This window comes from Streptomyces sp. NPDC051286 (genome assembly GCF_044455345.1).
Lineage (GTDB): Bacteria > Actinomycetota > Actinomycetes > Streptomycetales > Streptomycetaceae > Streptomyces.
Genome location: NZ_JBITER010000025.1, coordinates 83,044 through 108,239 on the forward strand (window position 1 = coordinate 83,044; position 25,196 = coordinate 108,239).

The window sequence follows — 25,196 nt, forward strand, 5'->3', positions numbered from 1 at the left end:
CTCACCGGGCCGCCCGCTCGTTTGTCACTCAGCCCTCGTGCGCCTGACGGTGCGCCTTGGCCAGCTCCACGTACCCGACGGCATTGAACGTGATGCCCTCGAGCTCCTCCTCGGTCAGCTCGCGCTTGACCTTGGCGGGCACGCCCGCGACGAGCGAGCCCGGCGGCACCCGCATCCCCTGCGGGACCAGTGCCTGGGCCGCGATCAGCGAACCGGCGCCGATGTGCGCACCGTTGAGGACCGTGGCCCCCATGCCCACGAGAACATCGTCCTCGACGGTGCAGCCGTGCAGTACGGCGTTGTGCCCGACCGAGACGCGCTCGCCGACCCTGACGGGGAACCCTGGGTCGGTATGGACGCTGCAGTTGTCCTGGATGTTGCTGCCCGCACCGATGGTGATGGGAGCGCAATCGGCCCGCAGCACCGCCTGGTACCAGACGCTGGAGCCCGCGGCCAGGGTCACCTCGCCGATCACGACCGACGTCGGCGCGGTGAATGCGTCCGCGTCGATGTCCGGCTCGTGGCCGCCCATGCCCGTGATCAACGCCTGCTCTGCCATCGCCCGTTCCTCCGTGTCTGCGACCGTCGTTGTCCGTTCGCGCCAGGGGAACCGTATGTGACAGCCGGGCGGCCGCCGGTGAGTGGGGTGAACATCACAAGGGGCCACGGCGACCGGCCCGGGTATGCCTACTACGGTGAGCGAGTGCCCAAGAACAGCAACACGTTCTCCTCCCTCACCGCCTGGCGACGGCGCCTCCTGTCCCGAGCCGTCCACCGCGGCTGGCGTGCGGTACAGGAGGCCGGCGCGATCACCGCGGAACACCCGGGCGGGCTGCGGTTCGGCCGAATCGGCGAGGGGACCCGGCTGGCGTTCCCCCAGGGCACGGTCTTCGGGGAGCCGTGGATCGAGCTCGGCGACCACTGCATCATCGGCGAACAGGTCACCCTGACCGCCGGACTCATGCCGGACCTGGACCTCGGCTCGGAACCCATCCTGACCCTGGGGGACGGCGTGGTGCTCGGCCGCGGCAGCCACGTCGTCGCCGACACCACGGTGGCCATCGGGTCCAACACGTACTGCGGACCGTACGTCTACATCACGTCGACGAACCACAGCTACGACGATCCGCACGAGCCGGTCGGCCGGCAGTGGCCGCGCATGGAGCCGGTCACCATCGGACCCGGCTGCTGGATAGGCACGGGTGCGGTGGTCCTGCCGGGAGCCAGGCTCGGGCGCAACGTGGTGGTCGCGGCGGGCGCGGTGGTCCGTGGCGAGGTGCCCGACCATGCGGTCGTGGCCGGTGCGCCCGCACGCGTCGTACGCAGCTGGGACCCGGAAAAGGGCTGGCAGCCGCCCCTGCGTACACCCGCCCCGGTGCCGATCCCCACGGGCGTGACGCCCGAGCAGCTGCTGGCCGTCGCGGAACTGGAAGAAAGCTAGCACCCCTCCCGGCAAGGCTTGCCCCGTGCACGAGTCCGCCGGCTACCCGGTGGCGAGCAGCACCGTTCCCACCAGAGCCAGACCGGCCCCCGCCGCCTGCACGGTGCGCAGCCGCTCACCCAGCACCCCGCGCGCGGCGAGAGCCGTGACCACGGGGTAGAGCGAGGCGAGTACCGCGGCCACGGTGACCGGGCCGTGCTGCGCGGCGATCGAGTACGTGCCGTTGGCCGCGACATCGGCGAGGCCGACGAACGCCAGGGCGGGCAGCGAGGCCCGGATCACGGCCGCCCCTCCCTCCTCGGGCAGCGCACGTCCTCCGCGGCGCACCGATACGTACAGGGCAGTACCGCCGACCGCGATATTGGTGAGGCGCTGCACGAAGAGCGCCAGGAACAGCACGGAGACCGTCGTGGAAGCCTCCGCGATCAGCGACATCACCGTCCCGAAGCCGAACGCCGCCACCAGGGTGAGCATCACCGCCCGACGCCGGACCGGCGCCCCGCGCAGCTCCGGCCCGCCCGCCAGCACGATGCCCACGACCGCCACGGCAACGCCCGCGAACTGCAGCAGACCGGGACGCTCGCCGACGATCAGCCCGACACTCACCGGCACGGCGACGCCCAGCGATCCGAGCGGGGAGACGACCCCCATCGGACCGAGCGCCAGCGCCTTGTAGAAGCTCAGCATCGCGACCGGCCCGACCGCGCCCGCCGCGACGGCGAACCAGAGTTGTGGTCCTGCCTCGCTCCAGCCTCCGGTCGCGACCACGACGACGCCCAGCACGAGGGCTGCCAAGGTCTGCGAGACGACGACCACCGTGAGTGCGGGCACACGTCGCGTGAGCAGCCCGCCGCCGAAGTCGGCCAGCCCCCACAGCAGGCTGGTGGCCAGGGCGAACAGTGCTGTCATGGATGCCTCGCAGTACAGTGCGATGAACGAGTGGGTGCACCACACCGTAGTGCAGTATTTTCGACTCTGTCATCCAGAATATTGGACGGAATGTGTCTGACCTCGACCAGCTCACGCAGTCGCTCGCGCGCAACCTCAAGCGCTGGCGCGGCGAACGCGGCTTCACCCTGGACACCCTTGCCGCCCGCGCGGGCGTCAGCCGAGGCATGATCATCCAGATTGAGCAGGCGCGCACCAACCCGAGTGTCGGCACCACCGTCAAGCTCGCCGACGCGCTGGGTGTCAGCATCACCACCCTGCTCGACTACGAACAGGGTTCCCATGTGCGGCTGGTGCCCGAGAGTCAGGCGGTGCGCATGTGGTCCACCGAGGCGGGCAGTTCCACGACCCTCCTCGTCGGTACGGAGGCCAGGGGTCCCCTCGAGCTCTGGTCCTGGCGCCTGATGCCCGGCGAGGGCAGCGCCTCCGACCCGCATCCCGAAGGCACCGTCGAACTCCTGCACGTCACCACGGGCGTACTCACCCTGGTCGTCGACGGTGAGGCGCACTCCGTACCCGCAGGCACCTCCGCCACCTTCGAGGCGCACCACCCGCACGCCTACCGCAACGACGGCGCCGAGCCCACCGAGCTCACCATGGCGGTCTCCATCCCTCCGGTGCGCTGAGTTCACCGGCTGAGACGGTCAACCGGGCCCCGCGCAGGCCTTGTTAAGTTGCATCCATGCGCGCACCCATCGGCTCCTTCGAGAACGCAGGCCCCGCCGTCGACCGCCTCGGCCTTCTCACCCCACCGGTCGCCAAGGCCGTGAGCGAGGGGTGGGGCGACGTCCCCGCCGACCGGATCCTGCACGTCGACACGGACCCGGCGATCGCGGACACGGCCGCCTTCGTCGAACACCACGGTGCCGAGCTGCTCGACAGCTCGGCCAACTGTGTCGTGGTGGCCGGCAAGCGTGGTGGTGACGTCACCCTGGCCGCCTGCGTCGTCCTCCCGCGCACCCGCATCGACGTGAACGGGGTGGTCCGCAAGCAACTCGGCGCCCGCAAGGCATCCTTCGCCCCCATGAACACGGCGGTCGGCGAGACCGGCATGGAGTACGGGGGCATCACCCCGATCGGACTCCCGGACGAATGGCCCCTGCTGCTCGATCTCGCGGTGGTCGACCGGGAGTGGGTCCTGATCGGCAGCGGGAGCCGCCGGGGCAAGCTGATTGTCCCGGGCAAGGCCCTGGCGTCGCTGCCGAACGCGGTGCTTGTCGAGGGGCTCGGCGTGGAGGTGGGCTGAGTCCGAAGACCTTCGGTGATTCGGTTCAACGATTTGGCTCAACCGGCTGACCCGGCCCGCGCTCTGCGGGAGGCTTGGTCGAGTCGTGTGCCGTGTTCGGGTCCGGTTCCTTGTGGGCCGAACGGTGGCTGACCGCTAGCTCGAAAGGGTGCGATGCGTTCTCGGCCGAAACCCGGGAGTCCAGCCGGGAGTTTGCGTGCCGGAGACATGCGCGCACGCATATCAATGCGCCATTTGCCCGTCTTTAATCATATTTACCCCGGTAATGGGGAATGGAGATCTGCACCCATCGGTGACATGCGTGCCGCCGATGGGTCTCCATCGACATGAGAGGTTTAGATGAACACTACACTCGTCTCGGCGGCCGTCAGGCCGGGACTCACCCCGCGGCTTCCGGTCGCGCCTCGGGTGCCGCTCGCCAAGCGGGCGGCCGTCCAGAGCGGCGGGGCCCTGCCCGCATCGCTCAGTCGGCTGCTGTCGACCGACGCCGGGGCGAGCCCACTGGTGATCGCAGCCTTTCAGTCGTCGGTCTGAGTAGCCGGGACAGAATTTCGCCATGGACCGGCCGTCGCCCTCGCTGAGCCAATTCGTACTGAAGATGCACAGTCGCTGTGATCTCGCGTGCGACCACTGCTATGTGTACGAACATGCGGACACGAGTTGGCGCGGCCGGCCCAAGGTGGTGTCCGAGGACACTCTGGTCAGGATGGCGGACCGGATTGCTGAGCACGCCCGGGCACACCGGCTGCCGGCCGTCCATGTGGTGCTGCACGGCGGGGAGCCGCTGCTGGCCGGCCCGGACCGACTGCGCCGCGCGGCCGACGAGCTCTGCCGAGCACTGGACGGCGTCAGCGAACTCGATCTGCGTATTCACACCAACGGTGTGCTGCTCGACGAGAACTTCTGCGAGCTGTTCGCCGAGCTCGGCATCAAGGTCGGCGTGTCGCTGGACGGCGACAAGACCTCCAACGACCGTCACCGCCGCTACGCCGACGGTCGCAGCAGTCACCCCCAGGTGTTGCGAGCCGTCGAGCTGCTCAACCGGCCCGCCTACCGGCGGCTTTTCGCCGGTCTGCTCTGCACCGTCGATGTGCGCAACGACCCGATCGCCGTCTACGACGCACTGATCGCTCTCGACCCGCCACGTATCGACTTCCTTCTGCCGCACGCGACGTGGGACGTGCCGCCGCTCCGCCCCGGGGACTCGGCAACGCCTTACGCGGACTGGCTGATTACCGTCTACCGGCGCTGGGACGCAGCGGGTCGGCCGCTCCCTGTACGGATCTTCGATTCCGTTCTGCGTACCCTGCGCGGCGAGAGCAGCCTCACCGAGTCCCTCGGCCTGGCACCGGCTGATCTCGTCGTCATCGAGACCGACGGCACGTTCGAGCAGGCGGACAGCCTGAAGACGGCCTACGACGCCGCGCCCGTCACAGGCATGGATGTCGTCGCCAACACTCTCGACGACGTGCTCCGCCATCCCGGCATGCGCGCCAGGCAACAAGGCCTCCAGCAGCTGAGCGACGAGTGTCGCGCCTGCCCGGTCGTCAACTCCTGTGGCGGCGGCCTCTATGCCCACCGCTACCGGACCGGCAGCGGCTTCGACAACCCGTCCGTGTTCTGCCCCGATTTGTTGGAACTGATCACGAACATTCGCGACCGGGAGGCCTTGGCGCCCACCCCGTCGGCGGGTTGTACGGAGTCCCTCAATGCCGTCCAACTGGACGAATTGGCCTCTGGTTTCGGTAGCGCGGAGACGGTGAGCCGGCTGGCCGCCGCCCAGTTGGAGCTCAACTGGGACCTGCTGGCCGCGGTGAGCGAGCGCGCCCCGCGGACCGACCGGACAGCCACGACAGCATGGCAGCTGATGGTCGACCTGGACGTCAGAGCGCCCGAGGCACTGGACGCGGCGGTGGCTCACCCGTACACGCGGCCCTGGGCCCTGCGTATTCTGGAGGGCCGAGCTCCGCAGACCATCGCGTCCGGCCTCGCGGAGATCGCAGCTGTCGGTGCGATGCGTGCGCGCCAGGGTGACACGGTCGCGGTGCCCGTAAGGGGCGGGCTGCTTCGGCTTCCGAGCCTCGGGTCGGTGATCGTCCCCGAGGAGGCATCCGTCGCCGAGGTGACGGCGGACCCGGACGGTTTCACGGTCCGGGCGGTCGGCCGCGAGGTGCGCGTCGGCTGGGACGAAGGCCTGGACGGCCTCATCCCGCACTGGCAGCCGGTCCGGATCGTGGAACGGCCCGGCTGGTCCGTCGCTCTGGAGGACACGGACCCCTTGCGTGACAGCCATCAGTGGCCGGTCTCCGACCGGCTCTCCGTGGCCGAGGCGAAGGTGTGGGCGGAGGACCTGGCCGAGGCCTGGTCACTGATCCAGCGCGAACTGCCTGGTTACGCACCGGGAGTGGCAGCAGGGCTCCGGGTCCTCACCCCTCTCCGCGCGCCGGACGGCAGCGATGTCAGTGCCGCCTCCAAGGAGGCGTTCGGGGCGGTTGCGGCGGCGCGGCCCGAGACGCCCGATCTGCTGGCCCTACTGATCGTCCACGAGTTCCAGCACGTCAAGCTGGGAGCGGTCCTGGACAGCTTCGACCTGCATGAGCCCGTTGGCGACCATCGGTTGTTCTACGCCCCCTGGCGCGACGATCCTCGACCGCTGGACGGTCTGCTCCAGGGGGCGTACGCGCATATCGCGGTGACGGACTTCTGGCGCGTAAGGAGAATGACCACGCAGGGACAGGCGGCGCGCAGGGCCGAGGCCCGGTTCGCCCGGTGGCGGGAGCAGACCATCGGCGCCGTCCAGGTGCTTGCCGGGTCCGGCCTCCTGACACCTCTCGGCGACCGCTTCGTCGCCGGGATGGCCCGCACGGTCGAGAAATGGTCGACGGAGGACGTCTCGCCCGCCGCCTCGGCCGAGGCGAGACGCTCCGCCGCACGGCACCGCGCCGACTGGGAGGCGCGCAATCCGGCGCATGTCACGCACCACTGACCGCACCTGGCTGCAAAAATGACGGATATGGCGGTAATTGATTGATCGACAGCGGCATTTGCATGGCCGGATCAACAATTAGGCGCGTTAGTGCGGTTCCGCCGGTGATTCTCTCCTTCCTAGACTGAGGTCCTACACGTGGACCGGGGGAGACGTTGGATCTTGAGGCAGCGGGGGTGCGGGGAGCTGAGCCAAGACCGTACTTCTTTCTCAGTTACGCCCATACGCCCAGGAACGATCCAAAGGACAAGGACCCGAATCTCTGGGTCGAGCGTTTCTACCGGGACCTGTGCGCCCATGTTCTGCAACTGACGTCGCTGCCCGCCGGGGTGCCCGCCGGCTTTCTGGATCAACAGATGCAGCCGGGCGAAGGATGGCAGGAGCGGCTCTCCGAGTCCCTTGCGTCCTGCAGGGTCTTCGTGCCGCTCTACTCGCCCCGCTATTTCCTGAGCGAACAGTGCGGACGTGAGTGGTACGCATTCTCCAGCCGCGCGGTCCACAATCAGGCGGTACGGAGCAACGGCAGTCAGATGTCCGGAATCGTGCCGGCGCTCTGGGTTCCCGTACCGCCGCGTCAGCTGCCGCAACCTGCCGAGCGGCTTCAGTTCAACCATGCGACCTTCGGCGACGACTACGCCGACGAGGGGTTCTACGGACTGATCAAGCTGCGCTATCTGCGCGACCAGTACGAACGCGCCGTCTATCTCCTGGCCAAACGCATAGTCAAGGTGGCGGAACAGACCCGGATGCCCGAGGGGGATCCCCATCAGGACTACGCCTCCGTGCCCAGTGCATTCGGGCCACCGGGGCGGGCGCGGCAGATGGAGATCTCGGTCCTTGCCTGCTCCCATTCCGATCTTCCGGCGGACCGTGCCCCCGACTGCTACGGACCGGCCCAGCGCGACTGGAACCCCTACCACCCCAAGTTGTCGAGGCCGCTGACCGACCATGCGGTCGACCTCGTTCGCAATCTCGACTACCAGGTAAGGGTAGGGGACTTCGAGACCGAGGCGGAACGGCTGCTGGGGAGCGACCGCCCGACGGCCCCCGGCCTGCTCCTCCTCGACCGCTGGGCCCTCGACGCGCCCCACCGCAGGGAATTGGTGCGGCGGTTGGGCGAGGTGGGACGGCCCTGGATCAGCGTCATGGTGCCCTGGAACCGCGACGATCCCGACTCCGGCCGTCGCGAGTCAGAACTGCGTGCCGTGACCGAAGAGGCGCTCGAACCGCGTTCCGAACAGGAGAGCGGCCACCGGTCCCACGGCGGAGGTGTTCCCACGCTGGAGGCGTTCAGCCAGGAACTGCCCGGCGCGGTGAAGGCCGCCGAACGGCACTACGCGGCCCACGCGGAGACCTTCCCTCCGCCGGGTGAGCGCGGCGGGATCCCCAGAATCCTGCCGAACGGCGTCGGTTATGGCTCAACGAACGATTCCGTTCCACCTGTTCACGGAAAGGTCCACGACAAGGGCGGCGCCGACGACGGCGAAGCCTCCGAGGGGGAGGATCCATCGAATGACCGAGAACCGTGACGGGACCGTCGTCACCTTTTACTCATACAAGGGCGGCACCGGCCGCACCATGGCACTCGCCAATACCGCCTGGATCCTCGCGGCGAACGGCTATCGTGTCCTGGCTGTCGACTGGGACCTCGAAGCGCCCGGACTGCACCGGTTCTTCCATCCCTTTCTCGATCTTTCCGATCTGGCGGCCACACCCGGGCTGATCAATCTGATCACCGAATACCAGGAAGAGGCCCGCAGGCCCGCGCCGCGTGATCCGGACTGGCACCGTGAGTACGCTCGGGTCAGACCGCATGCGACCTCGCTCAACTGGGCATTCCAGCACGGTGGAAGCCTCGACTTCCTTTCCGCCGGCCGTCGCAACCGAGACTATTCGTCGACCGTCGGCAGGATGGACTGGGACGATTTCTACGAGCGTTACGGCGGCGGCCAGTTCTTCGATGCCATGCGCGCCGACATGCAGAAGCACTACGACTTCACCTTGATCGACAGCCGGACCGGCCTTAGCGATATCGCCGACATCTGCACCGTTCAGATGCCTCAGGTACTCGTGGTCTGTTTCACTCTGAGCGACCAGAGCATCGAGGGCGCGTCCGCCGTGGCCCGCGACATCGAGGAACGATTCCACGACAAGCACATCCGCATCCTTCCCGTGCCGATGCGGATCGATGACGGGGAGAAGGAGAAGGCCGACGCCGGACGGGCACTTGCGAAGGACAGCTTTCCCGGCTTCCCCAGCGGACTCGGCAAAGAGGAACTCGCCAACTACTGGGGAACGGTGGAGATCCCTTACCGGCCCTTCTACGCGTACGAGGAGATCCTGGCCACCTTCGGGGACGCCCCCAACATCACCAGCTCCATGCTCACCGCCTGCGAGCGGCTCACCTCGGTGCTCACCGAGGGACGGGTGAACACGCTGCCGCCCATCGACGAGGCGGAACGGCTGGCCTATGTGTCGGCCTACACCCGCCGCAGGCCGGTGCCGCCGTCGAACATCGTCCTCACCTATGCGGCGGAGGATCAGATGTGGGCGGACTGGCTGGAAGCTGTGCTGCTCCGCGCCGGGTTCAATGTCATGCCCGTCGACGTCCGTACCCCCCATACGGCGTGGACCGAAGCGGAGTGGGCGTCGGCCGGCGCCTACCGGATCGTGCCGGTCGTCTCGCAGGCGTACCAGAGTTCGAGTCTTGCCCGGAGCCTGTGGGAGTCGGTCCTGGGCTTCGACCCCTCGGACAGCCGACGCCAGCTCGTCCCGGTCCGGATCAGTGACGTACGGCTGACGCTTCCGCTCAACAACCGGGGCATCGTCGATGTGGCCCGGCTGGACGAACGCGAAGCGGCCACCGCGGTGCTCACCGCCCTGGACCGGCCCGAATCCACCGACGGGCCCCCGGTCGCGCCCGGCGGGCCCCGATTCCCCGGAGCCGTCCCCGGGGTGTGGAACGTGCGGCCCCGGCACGCCTGGTTCACCGGACGTGGCTCGGTCCTGGAACGGCTGCGCGACCAATTACGCGGCAGCGGCCGCTCGAACCAGCATCTGCCGCAGGTCCTGTACGGCCTCGGTGGCGTCGGCAAGACGCAGGTGGCGCGGGAGTACGCGCACCGGTTCCGGGCCGACTACGACCTGGTGTGGTGGGTCGAGGCCGAGCAGCCCGACCGGGTGGTGTCGTCACTGGCGGAACTGGCCGAGCGGATGGACCTGAGGGCCGGTGAAGTGGTCGCCGAAGCGGCCAGGGCGGCGTTGAACGCCCTGCGCACTGGAGCGCCGTACGCCCGCTGGCTGCTGGTCTTCGACAATGTCGAGGACCTCGACCAGGCGCTCGCGCTCTTTCCCGAGGAGACCGGTCCGCTCTCCTCGGGTCTCTACGGTCACATTCTCGCCACCTGCCGCAACAAGCCGATATCCAGCCGGGTGGAGGCGGTGGAGGTCGAGGTCTTCACTCGCGCCGAGTCCGTGGAACACCTCTGCCGAAGGGTCCGCAAGCTGCCCGCCAGCGACGCGGACCGGGTGGCCGAAGCAGTCGGCGACCTGCCCCTCGCGGTGGAGGTGGCGGCAGCCTGGCTCGCCGAGACAGCGACCCCGGTCGACGCCTACGTCGAACAGCTCAAGGAGCAGAGCACCAAAGTGCTCTCGCTCGGCAGGCCCGAGGACTACGCGCAGAAGATCGGCGCGACCTGGAACATCTCGATCGCCCGGCTGCGCAAGGAGTCCAGAGCCGCTGCCCGCCTGCTGGAACTGTGCTCGTTCTTCTCCGCCGAGCCGATCTCGATGACGCTCATCGGCAGCGACTCGATGTTCCGGTCCTTGCTGCCGTACGACCCCGATCTCCGGGAGCGGTACATGCTCGGCAGGGTCATCCAGGCACTCAACCGCTTCGCCCTGGCCAAGGTCGACCCGGCGGACAGCAGCATTCAGATCCACCGCCTCGTCCAGGCCGCCGTCCGGGCCGGGCTGAGCGCCGAGGAGCGCGACACGGCGGTGCACGAGGTGCACCGCATCCTGGCGGAGGCCCGCCCAGCGCAGGGAGCGGACCAGGACAACCCGGTCAACGATCCCCAGAGCTGGCCGGCCTTCGAGTTGATCTGGCCGCACCTCGGTCCGTCGGGGATCGCCGACTGCGACGAGGCGGAGGCCCGGCAGCTCATGGTCGACCGGATCCGATACCTCCTCAAGCGAGGGGATCTGGAGAGCGCGCGGGTGCTGGGCACCCAGCTCAACACTGCCTGGACCCAGGAGCTGGGCGAGGACGACCTGCAGACCCTGAATCTCCGCTTCGAACTGGCCAACGCCCTCCGTGCCCAGGGCCGCTACCAGGAAGCGCGGACGATGGACGAGGACACCCTCGCCCGGCAGGCCCGACTGCTGCGCGAGGACCACCCCAGCCTGCTGATCACCACCGGCAGCCTGGCTGCCGACCTCCGGGCACTCGGCCGGTTCGACGAGGCGCTGGCCCGGGACCGGAAGATCCATCACGTCATGGGCGAGACGTTCGGGGACATCCACCCTCGCACCCTCGTCGCCGCCCACAACCTGGCCATCGACTACCGCCTGACCGGCGACAGCGAAGCGGCGCGCAGGCTCGACGAACTCACGGTGGAGCGCCGCAGCACGCTGCTCGGGGTGGACCATCCGTACACCCTGACCACCAAGGGACACCTGGGCCGGGACCTGCGGGAGACCGGGGAGTACGCGTCCTCGGTACAGATCCTGCGCGAGGTCAAAGCCGCATTCGAGCGAGTTCTCAACGCGGATGTGCCGGAGGCGCTGCGTACCGCGAAGAGTCTTGCCGTCTCGCTTCGCAAGGCCGGCCAGCCGCACGAGGCGAAGCGGCTGACAGAGGAGACGTACAACCGCTACCGCGAGCGCTACGGAACGAAGGTTCCGGACGCTCTGGCCTGCGGGCTGAACCTTGCGGCCGACTTCTCCGCCCTCGGTGACAAGCAGGCGGCGCTCGATCTCGCCAATCAGGCGCTCGACGGTTACCGCAACACGCTCGGCGACGAGCACCCGTTCACCCTGGCCTGTCGTAACAACGTCGCCATCTACCTGCGCGGCATGGGCGCGGCCGGGGAGGCGGCGGAATGGGGCGAGGAGGTCCGGGCCGCTCTGGAGGAGAGCCTCGGCGCACACCATCCGTTCACCCTCTGCGCCGCGATCAACCTGGCCAACGCCTATGGCGACCTGAACCGGCCAGACCTGGCCGAGAGGTGGGAACGGGCGGCTCTCGAAGGGCTGTTGGACCGGTACGGGCCGAACCACCCGGACGTGCTGGCCTGCCGCTCCAACCTGGCGAACACCCTGCGCGCGCTGGACAGGGAGAGCGAGGCCGACCAGCTGCGCGCTGAAGTTGTGTCCCTGGCCGTCGAACACCTGGGTGTGGACCATCCCATCGCGGTGGCAGCCCGCACCTGGCGGCGCATCAACCGGGATCTGGAGCCGCAGCCTGTGTGAGCGCGGGGCAGGGGGCAGGAGCCGCGAGGACGGCCGGTTCGTGCGGTACGGACCGGGTCGTCCCAGTCGCCGATGCGGCGGTCGGGGTCACCCGGTGGCCCAGCTGAGCACGCGCGTCAGCACCCGCAACGCGCCGAAGTGCGCCGCACCGCGCTCCACCACCAGCTCCGCACCCGGGATGCGCTCCGCCAGCCACCGGGTGTGTTGCACCGGGGCGAAGACATCGTCCTCGCCGTGCCAGAGCAGCACGGGTGAAGTGATGTCCTCAGGACGGAACTCCCAGTCCTTACTGAACGACATGACATCGTCGACCCAGCCGTCGGCGGAGTTGCGCAGACCCTCGGCGAAGTTACGGACCAGCATGGCCCTGATCCCAGTGTCCGACACGATCCCGCGGTCCGAATCGGGCAGCCTGCGGTGCATATCGGCGACCGAACCCATCGGGTCCGCCCGGATCGACTCGGAACGGCGCTCCAGTGCGGCCGTCAGCTGGTGGTGGCCCGCTGCGGCGTTGATGTATTCACGCACGTTGGATTCGGTCATTCCGTCGAACCAGTCGAGTCCCTGGGCGTCACGCGGCGCCAGGCCCACCAGCGCGGCGGTGCGCGCCGTGCGATCCGGCAGCAGCGCGGCACAGGCGAGCGCGTGCGGCGCCCCACCGGACCGGCCGACCACGGCGAACCGGCCGATGCCGAGGGCGTCCGCGATCGCGGTGACGTCGGCGGCTACATGGGCCACCGGCCGCCCCGGTAATCGGTGCGAGGCGCCGTACCCGGGACGGTCGTAGGTGATGAGATGGATGTCCAGCCGGTACAGGACGGAGCTGCGCGGGGCCGGACCGAGTCTGCTGCCCGGCGTGCCGTGGAGCAGGAAGACAGGCCTGCCGTGCGGATTTCCGTAGTGCTCCACGGCCAAAGCGCGACCGTCCTCCGTGTGGATCAGCTGCTCCATCCGGTGCCTCCCCGTAAGGCCGATACGCGGCAAGTATGAGCGCAGGCTGACGCGTTGGTATATACGCGCACAGGCCTTCTGCCCAGTTGCGGCCGTGCCGACGCGCCGCTACGCCCGCGCCCCCCGCACCGACGGCAGCCGGCGGGTCGCGAAGTCGACCGCGTCGGTGAAGTCGAAGAGGTGGGCGGTTGCCGAGCCCACCGGGCCGGTGCGTACCGCCGCGCCGTTGTCAGTGCGGGTGAACTCCGCCCCGAGCGCGGCGAAGTCGCTGTCGTCCAGTGCCACGTCCTCGTACTCCCACCAGTGGTGTCTGCCCCGGGTGGTCACCACGCAGCGGTAGGTGCGGCGTGGCGGGGTGGGGACCCGGTACTCGCCGAGGTGGAACGCGGTGCAGGAGTCGAAACCGGTGCCGAGCAGCAGCACTTGAGCCCGTACGTCGTAGAGGCAGGCCAGCGGTGACTCCTCCCCGAGGTGACAGTCGGGACGGTGGTGCGCGACCAGCTTGTCGGCGAGAGGGCCGAGGGCGGCGAACGAGGTCTGGGGGTGGCTGCTGCGTGCCGCCCCCGGGGTCAGCCGTACGGTCTCCGCGAGACGGCCCATCGACGGTGCGGCCGTGGTGGCGGGGTCGAACGGTGGCATGCTCGCGCGGACCGCCTCCCGGGCGTGGTCGGTGAGGCCGCGGACCCGGTTGTGGTACTGGGGGGAGGTGTCGGAGTTCTCCGGCGTGAACGACGGGACGATCAGGGTGCCGTCCTCGCCGAGCGCGTCCCGCAGCGCACCGATCACGGCACCGGTCCCGCCGCTGACCGCTCCCACCGCTCGCATCGACGCATGCACCAGGAGGACGGCGCTCCGCTCCACGCCGAGCCGGGACAGCTGACCGGCCAGCCGGCTTCGGCGGTGGGCGACGTTCACGGCACTCGGCGTACTGATGGCAGTCACGAGGGGGCATTCTCCCAGCGGAGTGTCAGGTGTGATACCCCGCACATTCGGCCGAGGGGTGGTATGTCACTTATCGGTCTAGAAGGGGTATTTCAATCGCCGGGCAGTGGTCCATCACCATGTCGAGTCCGGCCGCCCGGGTGCGTTCGTACGCAGCGTCGTCGATCACGCCGAGCTGGAACCAGACTGCCTTGGCGCCGATCCTGACGGCCTCGTCCGCGACGGCGCCCGCCAGTCCGCCGTTGACGAAGACGTCCACGACATCGACCGGGAACGGGACGTCGGCCAGCGACGCGTATCCCTTCTCGCCGTGCACCCGTTCCGCCTTGGGGTGCACCGGGACCACGCGCTTGCCGAATTGCTGGAGGACCGCGGCGACGCGGTAGGCCGCGCGTGACTCGTTGCCGGACAGTCCGACCACGGCCCAGGTGTCGCCCGTGTCCCGGAGAATTCTGCGGATCGTCTCTGCGGTTTCTGCTGCGTCTGCGTACATGATCCGGACAACGGACTGCGGCCGCGGGCCATTCCCGCTGCTGCGCATAGGGTGGACGGATGCAGGAGCAGTACCGGACAGTCGCCCGAGCGGGCGTGCACGAGACCGAGATCAACCGATCGCGCTTCATCTGCGCGCTCGCCCCCGCCGCCACCGAGCAGGAGGCACAGGACTTCGTCGCACACATCCGCAGGGAACACCCGACCGCCACCCACAACTGCTTCGCGTACGTGATCGGCGCCGACGCCTCCGTACAGAAGGCCAGTGACGACGGGGAGCCCGGCGGCACCGCGGGCGTGCCCATGCTGCAGATGTTGATGCGCCGGGAGATGCGGTACGTCGTCGCCGTCGTCACCCGCTACTACGGCGGGGTGAAGCTCGGCGCCGGAGGGCTCATCCGGGCGTACGGCGGAGCGGTCGGCGAGGCGCTCGACGAGCTCGGCACGATCACCCGGCAGCGGTTCCGGCTCGCCACGGTCACCGTCGGCCACCAGCGGGCGGGCAGGCTCCAGAACGATCTGCGCGCCACCGGACGGGCCGTCCGGGAGGTCCGGTATCAGGAAGCGGTGATCATCGAGATCGGGCTGCCGGACGCGGATGTCGAGGGCTTCCGGCGCTGGCTGGCCGATACGACGGCGGGTGAGGCGCTGCTGGAGCTGGGCGGCGAGGCGTACGGGGACACCTGAACGCGCTCGGCGGGGAGGGACGGCCCGGCATCGGAACGTGGATCGGTCTTCTTCGCCGAACGCGTCGGAGGCGGTGCGCGGCGATGGGAGACTGTGAGCTGTGAGGAAGCCGGTTCGTGAGGGATCAGGGGCGCAACGGCGTTAGGGCGTGTTTCGAAAGGAGCGGCGCCTGGCAGGCGGGACTTTCGAAACACGCCCTAACGTGGCCGGTGCCGACCGTGTGCTCCTGCGCCGGTCCGGTGCGGCTCCCGGGCACGGCAGGCGCGGACGCTGGGTGCGAAGGAAGAGAAACATGCAGGTCGGAGCCAGGTCTTGAGGATTCTGCACACATCGGACTGGCACCTGGGGCGGTCGTTCCACCGCGTCTCGCTGCTGGAGGCCCAGGCCGCCTGCCTCGATCATCTGGTGGCGGCCGTCCATGAGCGCGAGGTCGATGCGGTCGTCGTTGCGGGTGATGTGTACGACAGAGCCGTGCCTCCGCTCTCCGCCGTCGAACTCTTCGACCGGGCCCTGCACAGGCTCGCCGACGCGGGCGTACCCACGGTGATGATCTCCGGCAACCACGACTCGGCCCGCAGGCTCGGCGTCGGTGCGGGACTGATCGGACGGGCCGGTATCCATCTGCGTACCGACCCGGCGGAGTGCGCCACCCCCGTCGTCCTGCACGACGAGCACGGCGATGTGGCGTTCTACGGGCTGCCCTACCTCGAACCGGCCCTCGTCAAGGACGTGTTCAAGGCGGAGCGGGCCGGACACGAAGCGGTGCTGACCGCCGCCATGGACCGGGTCCGCGCCGACCTCGCCACCCGGCCGGAGTCCACCCGCTCCGTGGTCCTCGCCCACGCCTTCGTCGCGGGCGGCGAACCCAGCGACAGCGAGCGCGACATCACCATCGGCGGTGTGGCCGCCGTACCTGCCGGAGTGTTCGACGGCGTCGACTACACGGCGCTCGGCCATCTGCACGGTTCCCAGGCCGTCACCGACCGGGTGCGCTACTCCGGCTCACCCCTCGCGTACTCCTTCTCCGAGGTCGCCCACCGCAAGACCATGTGGCTGATCGACCTCGGAGCCACCGGAACGATCACCGCCGAGCGGATCGACTGCCCAGTGCCCCGCCCGCTCGCCCGCCTCCGCGGCCGCCTCGACACCCTGCTCGAAGATCCCGCGCTGGCCCGGCACGAGGAGGCATGGGTGGAGGCGACCCTCACCGACCCGGTCCGTCCGGACGAGCCCATGGCCCGCCTCCTGGACAGGTTTCCGCACACCCTGAGCCTCGTCTTCGAACCCGAGCGGACCCCCGAGGACCCGTTCGCCTCGTACGCACAGCGCCTCAGGGGGCGCGACGACCAGCAGATCGCGGAGGACTTCGTGGCGCATGTCCGGGGCGGGAACGGGGCGGACGACCAGGAGCGCACGGTGCTGCGCGGCGCCTTCGACCACGTACGGGTGGACGACGGCGTGCGCGAGGTGAACCGTTGAGACTCCACCGGCTCACCCTCACCGCCTTCGGCCCGTTCGGCGCCACCCAGGAAGTCGACTTCGACGCGCTCTCCGCCGCCGGGCTCTTTCTGCTGCACGGACCCACCGGAGCAGGGAAGACCTCCGTCCTCGACGCCGTCTGCTACGGGCTGTACGGCGCGGTGCCCGGAGCCCGCCAGAGCCCTGGCACCTCACTGCGCAGCGATCATGCCCCGGCCGGCCTCCCCACCGAGGTCCGGCTGGAGCTGACCGTCGGCGGACGGCACCTGGAGATCACCCGGCGCCCGGCCCAGCCCCGCCCCAAGAAGAAGGGCGAGGGCTTCACCACCGAGAAGGCGCAGAGCTGGCTGCGCGAGTACGACCCCGAGCACGGCTGGCGGGCGCTCAGCCGCTCCCACCAGGAGATCGGCGAGGAGATCACCCAGCTCGTCGGGATGAGCCGGGACCAGTTCTGCCAGGTGGTGCTGCTCCCGCAGGGCGACTTCGCACGCTTCCTGCGCGCCGATGCCGAAGCCCGCGGCAAACTGCTCGGCAGACTCTTCGACACCCGCCGATTCGCGGCCGTCGAGGAGCGGCTCACCGAGCTGCGCCGCACCACCGAGACACAGGTCAAGGCCGGGGACGAGCAGATCCTCGGGACCGCCCAGCGGATCGCCCAGGCCGCTGGACCGGCTGCCGGTGAACTGCCCCTGCCGGACGCCCGGCCCGGCGATCCGGGACTCGCGGACGGCGTACTGGAGTGGGCTGCGGCGGCCCGCAGCAACGCCCGGGAACGGCTCGACATCGCCGAGTGCGTACTCTCCGCCGCCGAGAGCGGGCAGGCCCTCGCCCGCCGCGAACTCGACACCGCGCGCGAACTCGCCAGACTCCAGCGGCGGTACGAGGAGACGCGTCGCCGCGCCTCCGAGCTCGAAGCCCGCCGCCCCGAGCGCGACCGGCAGCGCGAGCGGCTCGAACGGTCGCGCAAGGCAGAACTCGTCGCCCCCGCACTGGAGTTGCGCGACGACGCCGAGTGTGCCCACCGGGCTGCCGGAGGGGCCTGTGAGCGCGCCCGCGCCCAGCTGCCCGACACCCTTGTCGACGCGGGTGCCGAGCAGCTGGCAACCCTGGAACGCAGGCTCCGGCAGGAGCTCGGCGGTCTCGACGCCGCGCGTCGTGCCGAGCGGCGCAGCGCGGAGATCGACACCGAGCGGGCCGAACTGGAACGCCAGGCCCGCGCCGACGACGAACTGGTCCAGGAAGCGGAAGGCTGGCTGGCGGGCTGGGAGTCCACCCGCCGCGGACTGCAGGAACGCATCGAGACGGCCCAGGAGTCCGCGACCCGCGCCGAACACCTTGCGGGACGGCTTGAGCCGGCCCGCCGCCGCCTGGACGCGGCCCGTCGCCGCGACGCCTTCGCGGCCGAGGCGACGGATGCGGCCGACCGGCTGGCCGCGGCCCGCGAGCATGCCCTGGGGGCACACGAGAGGTGGCTTGGGCTGCGCGAACAGCGGCTGCGCGACATCGCCGCCGAGCTCGCGGCGGAACTCGTCGACGGCGAGGCCTGCAAGGTCTGCGGGTCGGGCGACCACCCGGAGCCCGCGCGTGCGGCGGACGGGCATGTCGACCGGGCAGCCGAGGAGACGGCTCTCGCCGTGTACCGGCGGGCCGAGCAGGCGCGTACGGAGGCGGATCGGGAGCTCGGAGCCGTACGGGAGAAGCACGCGGCGGCGCGTGCCGCGGCGCTCCCTGTGGTGGGGGCCGCTGCCGATGATGCCACTGCCCCCGGAGCTGGCGGGACTGCCGATGACGGGCCCCATGCTACTGAACCCGCCGTTGTCGAACTTGAGGCGCTGGTATCCGAGTTGGCGGCCGAGCATGCCCATGCGCACCGTACCGCCGCCGGAATGCACGCCGCGCGCGAGGCCCTTGCGGTGGCCGAGCGGGAGCAGAGCGAGAGGCTCGAAGCGCGGCAGCAGGCCGAGCGCCGCTCCGCCGCCCGGATTTCGCGGCGGGAAGGGCTCGATCGGGAACAGGCGGGACTAGAAGCCGAGCTGACGGCTGCTCGCGGCGAATCCGGCAGCGTCGCCGCGCACGCCGCCCTGTTGGAACGCCGGGTGGCCCTGCTCGCCGACGCCGCCGAGGCGGTGCGCGCCGAGGAGCTGGCGGCGCGGCGTAGCAAGGAGGCCGACGGCCGGCTCGCGGACGCCGCGTTCCGGGCCGGGTTCGACACCCCTGAGGCTGCCGCTGCCACCCTGCTCACGGACGCTGAGCACCGCGACATCCAGCACCGGATCGATGCCTGGCAGGCCGAGGCCGCAGCCGTCGCCGAACGGCTCGCCGAGCCCGAGACCCGCGCCGCCGCCGAGCACCCAGAGGCCGACCCCGACGCCGCACAGGCCGCGTACGACGCGGCCGAGGGGCGGCTGCGCAACGCCGCCGCCACGCTCGCCGCCGCCCGGGAGCGCTGCGCCGAACTCGGCCGGCTGTCCCGCCGCGCGGCGGAGGACGTGCGCACGCTGGGACCGCTGCGCGACGAGTACGACCGGGTGGCCCGGCTGGCCGGGCTCACCGCAGGCACCTCCGCGGACAACGAACGGAAGATGCGGCTGGAGTCGTACGTTCTTGCCGCCCGGCTCGAACAGGTCGCCGCCGCCGCCACCGCACGGCTGCAGCGGATGTCCTCGGGCCGCTATACGCTCGTCCACTCCGACGCCCGCACCGGAGGCCGCCGGTCCGGCCTCGGACTGCATGTCGTCGACGCCTGGACCGGCCGTGAGCGCGACACGGCGACGCTCTCGGGCGGCGAGACGTTCTTCGCCTCCCTGGCCCTGGCGCTCGGTCTCGCCGACGTTGTCACCGACGAGGCGGGAGGGGTCCGGCTGGACACACTCTTCATCGACGAGGGGTTCGGCAGTCTCGACGACCAGACCCTGGACGAGGTTCTCGACGTACTGGACTCGCTGCGCGAGCGGGACCGCAGCGTCGGCATCGTCAGCCACGTCGGCGATCTGCGCCGCCGGATCCCCGCCCAGCTCGAAGTGGTCAAGGAGCGGCACGGGTCGGCGGTGCTCCACCGCGCGGCCGGCGGGGTCCCGCGCTGAGTGGTTCCGGCAACGCCGCCAAGGCCAGCGACGCCGTGAGCGCCGCCTTTGTCTCGTCGCCGGAGGCACTGGGGGAAGCGGTCGGGGCCACCGAACCGGGCCCGACCGCCTTCCTGTCGATAACCGTCCGGGTCAGAGCTTCGACAGCTCGTCGACCAGATCGTCCAGACCCAGCGGCCCCTGCGACAGGGCGGCCATGTGCCAGGCCTTCGCATCGAACGCGTCGCCGTGCGCCTTGCGCGCGTTCTCCCGGCCCAGCAGCCAGGCACGCTCGCCCAGTTTGTAACCGATGGCCTGCCCCGGCATGGACAGGTAGCGGGTCAGCTCGCTCTCCACGAAGTCTGCCGGCCGGCCGCTGTGGTTGCCGAAGAACTCCTGCGCCAGCTCGGGTGTCCACCGCTCACCGGGGTGGAAGGGGGAGTCCGCGGGGATCTCCATCTCCGCGTGCATGCCGATGTCCACGATCACCCGGCAGGCACGCATCATCTGCGCGTCGAGGTAGCCGAGGCGGCGCTCCGCGTCGGGCAGGAAGCCGAGCTCGTCCATGAGCCGCTCCGCGTACAGCGCCCAGCCCTCTGCGTTGGCGCTGACGATGCCGATCGACGCCTGGTAGCGGGAGAGACCGTCGGCGACATGGGCCCACTGGGCGATCTGCAGGTGGTGGCCCGGGACACCCTCGTGGTACCAGGTGGAGACCAGGTCGTACACCGGGAAGCGGGTCTCGCCCATGGTGGGCAGCCAGGTGCGGCCGGGACGCGAGAAGTCCTCGGACGGACCCGTGTAGTACGGGCCCGCGGCGCCGCCGGGCGGTGCGATCCGGGACTCCACCTTCCGTACCCGCTCGGCGAGTTCGAAGTGTGTGCCGTCGAGGGCTTCGATCGCCTCGTCCATCAGGCCCTGCAGCCAGGCCTGAACCTCGTCGACACCCTCGATGTGCTTGCCGTGCACATCGAGATGGGCCAGCGCCTCCCAGGGGCCGACCCCGGGCAGTACCTTCTCTGCCTCGGTCTTCATCTCGCCGAGCAGCCGGTGATACTCGGACCAGCCGTACGCGTACGCCTCGTCGAGATCCAGATCGGTACCGTTGAAGTAACGGGACCAGCGGGCGTACCGCTCGCGGCCCACTGTGTCGGGCGCACCCTCGATCGCGGGGGCGTACACATCGCGCATCCAGTCACGCAGCGCCTCCGTGGCCTCCGCGGCCTGCCGGGCGGCGTCGTCCAGGTCCGCGCGCAGCGAGTCCGGGCCCGCGGCAACGAATCCCTGGTAGAACCCTGTTCCGTCCTGCCCGATCCACTCGTTCAGCTGGCCGATGAAAGTGGCGGTGGCGCGCGGACCGCCGTACAGCTTCCGTTCCAGGCCGAGCGCGAGCGAGGCGCGGTACCCCTCCAGGGCTCCGGGAACCGCGAGCAGCCGCTCCACGACCGCCGCCCAGTCCTCATCGGTCTCGGTCGGCGTCAGCATCAGCACCTGGCGGACGCTGTGCGCCGGTGACTGCAGGTTGGAGACGGCCCGCAGGCCCTCATCGGCCTCATGGACAGCGATCTCCGCGGTCAGCCGCTCGCGCAGCAGGCGGCCACAGCGGCGCTCTGCGTCGCTGTCCGCGCCCGGGAGCTGCTCTGCGGCGTCGAGCTTCACCAGGGTGGCGCGGGCGAGTTCGGCAAGGGCTTCCTGCCCGGCGGGGGAGAAGTCGGGAAGACGGCGGGAGCTTTCCGCCGCACCGAGGTAGGTGCCTGAGATGGGGTCGAGTTCGATGAGCGCGTCGACATAGGCGTCGGCGACCTGGCGGGGCAGTGCGCTGTTCGTAGTGTCTGACATGCGGACATCTTCGTACGGCCAGGGGGCCGGCGTCACTATCAATGGAACGCAGGGAATTGACACAGTTCATTCCGGTTCGGCGTGGAGGACGCGGATCACCTACCGCAGTGGCCGGAACCGGTCATTCGGATTCTGCGGTCCTTCCGGGCGCCGCGGCGGCCGGCGGCAACAGCGGCCCGCACTCCCACTGTTGGAATATCAGCCGCGTCTCCACCCGGGCCACTTCGCGCCGCGAGGTGAACTCGTCGAGCACCAGCCGCTGCAGATCCGCGGTGTCGGCAACGGCCACGTGGACCAGATAGTCGTCGGGGCCGGTCAGATGGAAGAGCGCACGGGACTCCGGCAACGCCCTGATCCGCTCGACGAACGGGCCGATGAGCTCCCTGCGGTGCGGGCGGACCTGCACCGAGAGCAGCGCCTCCAGACCACGGCCGATCTTGGCCGGGTCGAGACGCAGCTGGTGGCCGAGAATCACGCCTGAGCGGCGCAGCCGGGCCACCCGGTCCAGACAGGTGGACGGTGCGACCCCGACCTCGGCGGCGAGCTCGCGGTACGTGATCCGGGCATCGTTCTGCAGCAGCCGCAGAATGTGCAGGTCCACCGGGTCCAGAACGACGGAATCGGCCATTCGCCGAACGTAGCACGGTGCTTCGACGTCACGGTCCGGCACCTGTTCAGAGTGGTGTCATGGACACCGAAGCCTCGATGCGGCCCTCGACGACACCCCGGTCCAGGGCGCTGGCCACTGAAGCCGTGCACGCCGGACGCGACGACCTCGCTGCACTCGGCCTGCACGCCCCGCCGATCGATCTGTCCACGACCTACCCCTCGTACGACTCCAGGGGAGAGGCGGAACGGATCGACACCTTCGCCACCACCGGCGCCCGGCTCGACGGGCCGCCCGTCTACGCCCGGCTCGACAATCCGACCACGGCCCGGTTCGAAACGGCTCTGGCCCGACTCGAAGGGACCGAGAGCGCTGTGTCGTTCGCCAGCGGAATGGCGGCGCTCACCGCGATTCTGCTGGCCCGCGCGAGCATGGGACTGCGCCATGTGATCGCCGTCCGTCCGCTGTACGGCTGCAGTGACCATCTTCTTGGTGCCGGGCTGCTGGGCACCGAAGTCACCTGGACCGATCCGGCGGGCATCGCGGAGGCGATCCGTCCGGACACCGGCCTGGTCGTGGTCGAGACACCGGCCAACCCGACGCTCGCCGAGGTCGACATCCGGGCAATCGCGCACTCCTGCGGGTCGGTTCCGCTGCTCGTCGACAACACCTTTGCCACCCCGGTCCTCCAGCGGCCCGTCGAGCACGGCGCGCGGATCGTTCTGCACAGCGCCACCAAGTACCTGGGCGGGCACGGCGATGTGATGGGCGGCGTCGTCGCCTGCGACGAGGAGTTCGCGGCCCGGCTGCGACAGGTGCGCTTCGCCACCGGCGGGGTACTGCATCCGATGGCCGGATATCTGCTGCTGCGGGGTCTGTCCACCCTGCCGGTACGGGTACGTGCCGCCTCCGCGAGCGCCGCCGAACTGTCCCGTCGGCTGGCCGCCGACCCGCGCATCGCCAGGGTCCACTACCCGGCGGTGGGCGGGGCCATGGTCTCCTTCGAGGTGTACGGGGATCCGCACCGGGTGATCTCCGCCGTACGGCTCATCACTCCCGCGGTGAGTCTCGGCAGTGTGGACACGCTGATCCAGCACCCGGCCTCCATCAGCCACCGCATCGTGGACGAGGGAGACCGGCAGGCTGCCGGTGTCGGAGACCGGCTGCTGCGTATGTCGGTCGGCCTGGAGGACGTCGAGGACCTTTGGGCCGACCTCTGTCAGGCGCTCAGCGACCCGCCTGCTCGTACGGCGGCAGGGAGCGTACCGCAGTCGCGTCCAGCCGGGCGGTGATGACGAGCGTGCCCTCCTCGATCTGGTAGTCGAGGGGCAGTCCGAGGGCTCGCATGGCGGCGACCATGCCGGTGTTGGAGGCCTGGGTGACGGCGTAGACGTTGTCGCAGCCGGCCTCGACGGCGAGCGTCACCAGGCGGCCGAGCAGCTCCGAACCGATGCCCCGGCGCTGCCAGTCGTCCTCGACGAGGAGGGCCACCTCGGTCTCGTCACCGTCCCAGAGGAGGTGTCCCAGGGCGACCAGGCGGCCGGAGGCCGTCTGGACGGCCAGGGTGCGGCCGAACCTGGGGCTCAGCAGGTGGTCCAGGTAGCGGTCGGCATCGCGGACGGGACCGTGGTAGCGCAGCCGGAGCGTCTGCTCGGAGCAGCGGTTGTGCAGGGCGCGTGCGGCGGCCAGGTCGCTCCCGTCCGCGCGGCGGACGGTGATCTCATTGCCCTCGGGGAGCGTGAGCACGTGCTCGCTGCGTGGGACGCGGGGGCCGAGTCGGGCGTCGAACTCGACCAGGGCGCGGGCCCGGGCGAACTCGGTCGGGGTGAACGGCAGATAGGGCCGCTCGATGGTGATCGCACCGCCGGACGGGTCGCGCAGTCGCATCACTGTCTCATCAAGCATCCCTTCGACCGGCGCGCTCTCTCCGGTCGCACGGCCGGTGAGTGAGACGGCGGGCAGCGAGTGGATGGTGCAGCGCCCGAGCAACTGGCGAAGAGCGAGCGGGAGTTCAGCGGCGTCCAGAGCGGTGCGGGTGGCGAGTTCCAGGATCCGGGTCGGGGCGTCCACCAGGTCGTGCGCGTCGGCTCGCTCGATCCAGGTGGAGTTGCCGCCCGCTGCGGAGATCGCCCGGCTCAGCTGCCGGACCTGGAGCGAGGCGGGGGCGCGCAGCAGGAACTCGTCGACCGTGCCCTGTGTCAGCGGATGTGTCTGCAGAGTGAGGATGTCGGTCCGGTGCCGGGCGAGCGCGATGCAGAGCGCGGCGAGGCTGCCGGGGGTGTCCCGGACCGTGGTGCGCATCCGCCACAGCACCGTTTCCTCGTCGGACGGGGCCGGACCGGAGGCGGCGGGCGCGGTCACCGACAATGCGGCAGCAGTGGCCGCCGCATTGTCGGTGACCGTGTGGTGGGACAGGTCCACGCTGGAGTCGACGGTGGTCGGCGGCGGGGCGTGACTGTGTCGCCGTGCCCACCAGGTGTGGAACGCGGCCGTCGCCGCGAGGGCCAGGGCCGAGGCGATCAGCAGATACGGTCCGTCGGGCTGGTGCCCGATCATGTTGACGATCGCGTCGGCCACCGCGACGGCGGTGAACAGGGCGGCCAGCTCGATCAGGTCCCGTCGCCAGTGGTGCGGGCGGCGGGCACTCTTCGCGGAGGTCACATCAGTCATGAGTTCACTGTGACGGAGCGGTGTTGCCTGATCACGAACGCCTTGTGACTGATGGGTTAAGTATGGATCTAGTCCTTTATCACCCGTTTTTGCTGGTTGCTGCCGTGGATGACTGCGACGGCTACAGAGTTTGAGGCGGGACCGGTCGCTTCGAAGGCGGAACGGGGACGGGTCATGGTGGGGCGTGACCCGCCGCTGCGGGTTACGGCAGGATGTCGTCGGTCGTCGTCCCCGCCCCCTTTTCCGGCTCTTCGGTCGCTTCCGTGGGCGGGGTTATGCGGTTTGACGGCTTGGTAGGTGGGGGCGGTGTCCGCCGAGGGTGAGCATGGCGAGGGCGATGAGGGCGGTGGCGTCCTTGAAGCCGAAGGCCATAC

At 70.0% G+C, this 25,196-nt stretch carries 19 protein-coding genes; 11 read left to right on the forward strand and 8 right to left on the reverse strand.

Annotated features, from left to right (window positions below; translation table 11 throughout):
* Nucleotides 1-28 precede the first annotated feature (28 nt).
* Nucleotides 29-559, reverse strand: a complete 531-nt coding sequence (locus ACIBB8_RS24305) for a gamma carbonic anhydrase family protein (protein WP_398955384.1) — start codon at nt 557-559, stop codon at nt 29-31.
* Nucleotides 560-703: 144 nt separating this feature from the next.
* Here ACIBB8_RS24305 and ACIBB8_RS24310 point away from each other — a divergent pair, with 144 nt between their 5' ends.
* Nucleotides 704-1,441: an acyltransferase gene (locus tag ACIBB8_RS24310; protein WP_398955419.1), complete on the forward strand. Its 738-nt coding sequence runs from the start codon at nt 704-706 to the stop codon at nt 1,439-1,441.
* A gap of 42 nt (nt 1,442-1,483) precedes the next feature.
* On the opposite strand, the gene ACIBB8_RS24315 is transcribed toward ACIBB8_RS24310, so the two are convergent.
* Nucleotides 1,484-2,350, reverse strand: a complete 867-nt coding sequence (locus tag ACIBB8_RS24315; RefSeq protein ID WP_398955386.1) for an EamA family transporter — start codon at nt 2,348-2,350, stop codon at nt 1,484-1,486.
* Nucleotides 2,351-2,442: 92 nt separating this feature from the next.
* Here ACIBB8_RS24315 and ACIBB8_RS24320 point away from each other — a divergent pair, with 92 nt between their 5' ends.
* The 6 genes from ACIBB8_RS24320 to fxsT all read left to right on the forward strand — a co-directional run bounded on the left by ACIBB8_RS24320 (nt 2,443) and on the right by fxsT (nt 12,093).
* Nucleotides 2,443-3,015, forward strand: coding sequence for a helix-turn-helix domain-containing protein (locus ACIBB8_RS24320; protein WP_398955388.1), 573 nt, complete (start codon nt 2,443-2,445; stop codon nt 3,013-3,015).
* 56 nt (nt 3,016-3,071) lie between these two features.
* Nucleotides 3,072-3,635, forward strand: a complete 564-nt coding sequence (locus tag ACIBB8_RS24325) for a YbaK/EbsC family protein (protein ID WP_398955390.1) — start codon at nt 3,072-3,074, stop codon at nt 3,633-3,635.
* A 339-nt stretch (nt 3,636-3,974) separates the two neighbouring features.
* Nucleotides 3,975-4,169, forward strand: coding sequence for a hypothetical protein (locus tag ACIBB8_RS24330; protein ID WP_398955392.1), 195 nt, complete (start codon nt 3,975-3,977; stop codon nt 4,167-4,169).
* A 22-nt stretch (nt 4,170-4,191) separates the two neighbouring features.
* Nucleotides 4,192-6,621: an FxsB family cyclophane-forming radical SAM/SPASM peptide maturase gene (locus tag ACIBB8_RS24335; RefSeq protein ID WP_398955394.1), complete on the forward strand. Its 2,430-nt coding sequence runs from the start codon at nt 4,192-4,194 to the stop codon at nt 6,619-6,621.
* A gap of 176 nt (nt 6,622-6,797) precedes the next feature.
* Nucleotides 6,798-8,150, forward strand: coding sequence for a TIR-like protein FxsC (locus ACIBB8_RS24340; protein ID WP_398955396.1), 1,353 nt, complete (start codon nt 6,798-6,800; stop codon nt 8,148-8,150).
* Complete coding sequence (gene fxsT, locus ACIBB8_RS24345) at nt 8,134-12,093, forward strand: FxSxx-COOH system tetratricopeptide repeat protein (RefSeq protein WP_398955398.1); 3,960 nt, start codon at nt 8,134-8,136, stop codon at nt 12,091-12,093. The genes ACIBB8_RS24340 and fxsT overlap by 17 nt, the downstream gene beginning before the upstream one ends.
* 87 nt (nt 12,094-12,180) lie before the next feature.
* Here the strand turns inward: fxsT and ACIBB8_RS24350 are convergent, their stop codons facing one another.
* From ACIBB8_RS24350 to ACIBB8_RS24360, 3 genes are all read right to left on the reverse strand, one after another.
* Nucleotides 12,181-13,044 (reverse strand): alpha/beta fold hydrolase, encoded by an 864-nt coding sequence (locus tag ACIBB8_RS24350; RefSeq protein ID WP_398955400.1) that lies wholly within the window; start codon nt 13,042-13,044, stop codon nt 12,181-12,183.
* 108 nt (nt 13,045-13,152) lie between these two features.
* Nucleotides 13,153-13,977 carry an aminoglycoside N(3)-acetyltransferase gene (locus ACIBB8_RS24355; protein ID WP_398955421.1) on the reverse strand — a complete coding sequence of 275 codons (825 nt, stop codon included), beginning with the start codon at nt 13,975-13,977 and terminating at the stop codon, nt 13,153-13,155.
* A 79-nt stretch (nt 13,978-14,056) separates the two neighbouring features.
* Nucleotides 14,057-14,479 carry a CoA-binding protein gene (locus tag ACIBB8_RS24360; protein ID WP_398955402.1) on the reverse strand — a complete coding sequence of 141 codons (423 nt, stop codon included), beginning with the start codon at nt 14,477-14,479 and terminating at the stop codon, nt 14,057-14,059.
* 59 nt (nt 14,480-14,538) lie between these two features.
* On the opposite strand from ACIBB8_RS24360, the gene ACIBB8_RS24365 reads away from it, so the two are divergent.
* The 3 genes from ACIBB8_RS24365 to ACIBB8_RS24375 all read left to right on the forward strand — a co-directional run bounded on the left by ACIBB8_RS24365 (nt 14,539) and on the right by ACIBB8_RS24375 (nt 19,727).
* On the forward strand, nt 14,539-15,165 hold the full coding sequence (locus tag ACIBB8_RS24365) for a YigZ family protein (RefSeq protein ID WP_398955404.1): 627 nt from the start codon (nt 14,539-14,541) through the stop codon (nt 15,163-15,165).
* 312 nt (nt 15,166-15,477) lie between these two features.
* On the forward strand, nt 15,478-16,644 hold the full coding sequence (locus ACIBB8_RS24370) for an exonuclease SbcCD subunit D (protein WP_398955406.1): 1,167 nt from the start codon (nt 15,478-15,480) through the stop codon (nt 16,642-16,644).
* On the forward strand, nt 16,641-19,727 hold the full coding sequence (locus ACIBB8_RS24375) for an AAA family ATPase (protein WP_398955408.1): 3,087 nt from the start codon (nt 16,641-16,643) through the stop codon (nt 19,725-19,727). The genes ACIBB8_RS24370 and ACIBB8_RS24375 overlap by 4 nt, the downstream gene beginning before the upstream one ends.
* Before the next feature lie 132 nt (nt 19,728-19,859).
* Here the strand turns inward: ACIBB8_RS24375 and ACIBB8_RS24380 are convergent, their stop codons facing one another.
* Nucleotides 19,860-21,545, reverse strand: a complete 1,686-nt coding sequence (locus ACIBB8_RS24380) for a DUF885 domain-containing protein (RefSeq protein ID WP_398955410.1) — start codon at nt 21,543-21,545, stop codon at nt 19,860-19,862.
* Nucleotides 21,546-21,666: 121 nt separating this feature from the next.
* The gene (locus ACIBB8_RS24385; protein WP_398955412.1) at nt 21,667-22,173 is read right to left on the reverse strand and encodes an Lrp/AsnC family transcriptional regulator; all 507 of its coding nucleotides are present in this window, start codon (nt 22,171-22,173) and stop codon (nt 21,667-21,669) included.
* 59 nt (nt 22,174-22,232) lie between these two features.
* Here ACIBB8_RS24385 and ACIBB8_RS24390 point away from each other — a divergent pair, with 59 nt between their 5' ends.
* A complete protein-coding gene (locus tag ACIBB8_RS24390) occupies nt 22,233-23,444 on the forward strand; it encodes a trans-sulfuration enzyme family protein (RefSeq protein WP_398955413.1) in 1,212 nt (403 codons plus the stop codon).
* Here the strand turns inward: ACIBB8_RS24390 and ACIBB8_RS24395 are convergent.
* Entirely contained in the window at nt 23,380-24,813 is a 1,434-nt protein-coding gene (locus tag ACIBB8_RS24395) for a GNAT family N-acetyltransferase (protein WP_398955423.1), read from the reverse strand. The genes ACIBB8_RS24390 and ACIBB8_RS24395 overlap by 65 nt on opposite strands.
* Nucleotides 24,814-25,196 lie beyond the last annotated feature (383 nt).

Bases quoted from the DNA above. Each gene is read 5' to 3' on its own strand.
- ACIBB8_RS24305 (WP_398955384.1), bottom strand. From the start codon at position 559: ATGGCAGAGCAGGCGTTGATCACGGGCATGGGCGGCCACGAGCCGGAC.
- ACIBB8_RS24315 (WP_398955386.1), bottom strand. From the start codon at position 2,350: ATGACAGCACTGTTCGCCCTGGCCACCAGCCTGCTGTGGGGGCTGGCC.
- ACIBB8_RS24325 (WP_398955390.1), top strand. From the start codon at position 3,072: ATGCGCGCACCCATCGGCTCCTTCGAGAACGCAGGCCCCGCCGTCGAC.
- ACIBB8_RS24330 (WP_398955392.1), top strand. From the start codon at position 3,975: ATGAACACTACACTCGTCTCGGCGGCCGTCAGGCCGGGACTCACCCCG.
- ACIBB8_RS24335 (WP_398955394.1), top strand. From the start codon at position 4,192: ATGGACCGGCCGTCGCCCTCGCTGAGCCAATTCGTACTGAAGATGCAC.
- fxsT (WP_398955398.1), top strand. From the start codon at position 8,134: ATGACCGAGAACCGTGACGGGACCGTCGTCACCTTTTACTCATACAAG.
- ACIBB8_RS24350 (WP_398955400.1), bottom strand. From the start codon at position 13,044: ATGGAGCAGCTGATCCACACGGAGGACGGTCGCGCTTTGGCCGTGGAG.
- ACIBB8_RS24360 (WP_398955402.1), bottom strand. From the start codon at position 14,479: ATGTACGCAGACGCAGCAGAAACCGCAGAGACGATCCGCAGAATTCTC.
- ACIBB8_RS24365 (WP_398955404.1), top strand. From the start codon at position 14,539: ATGCAGGAGCAGTACCGGACAGTCGCCCGAGCGGGCGTGCACGAGACC.
- ACIBB8_RS24380 (WP_398955410.1), bottom strand. From the start codon at position 21,545: ATGTCAGACACTACGAACAGCGCACTGCCCCGCCAGGTCGCCGACGCC.
- ACIBB8_RS24385 (WP_398955412.1), bottom strand. From the start codon at position 22,173: ATGGCCGATTCCGTCGTTCTGGACCCGGTGGACCTGCACATTCTGCGG.
- ACIBB8_RS24390 (WP_398955413.1), top strand. From the start codon at position 22,233: ATGGACACCGAAGCCTCGATGCGGCCCTCGACGACACCCCGGTCCAGG.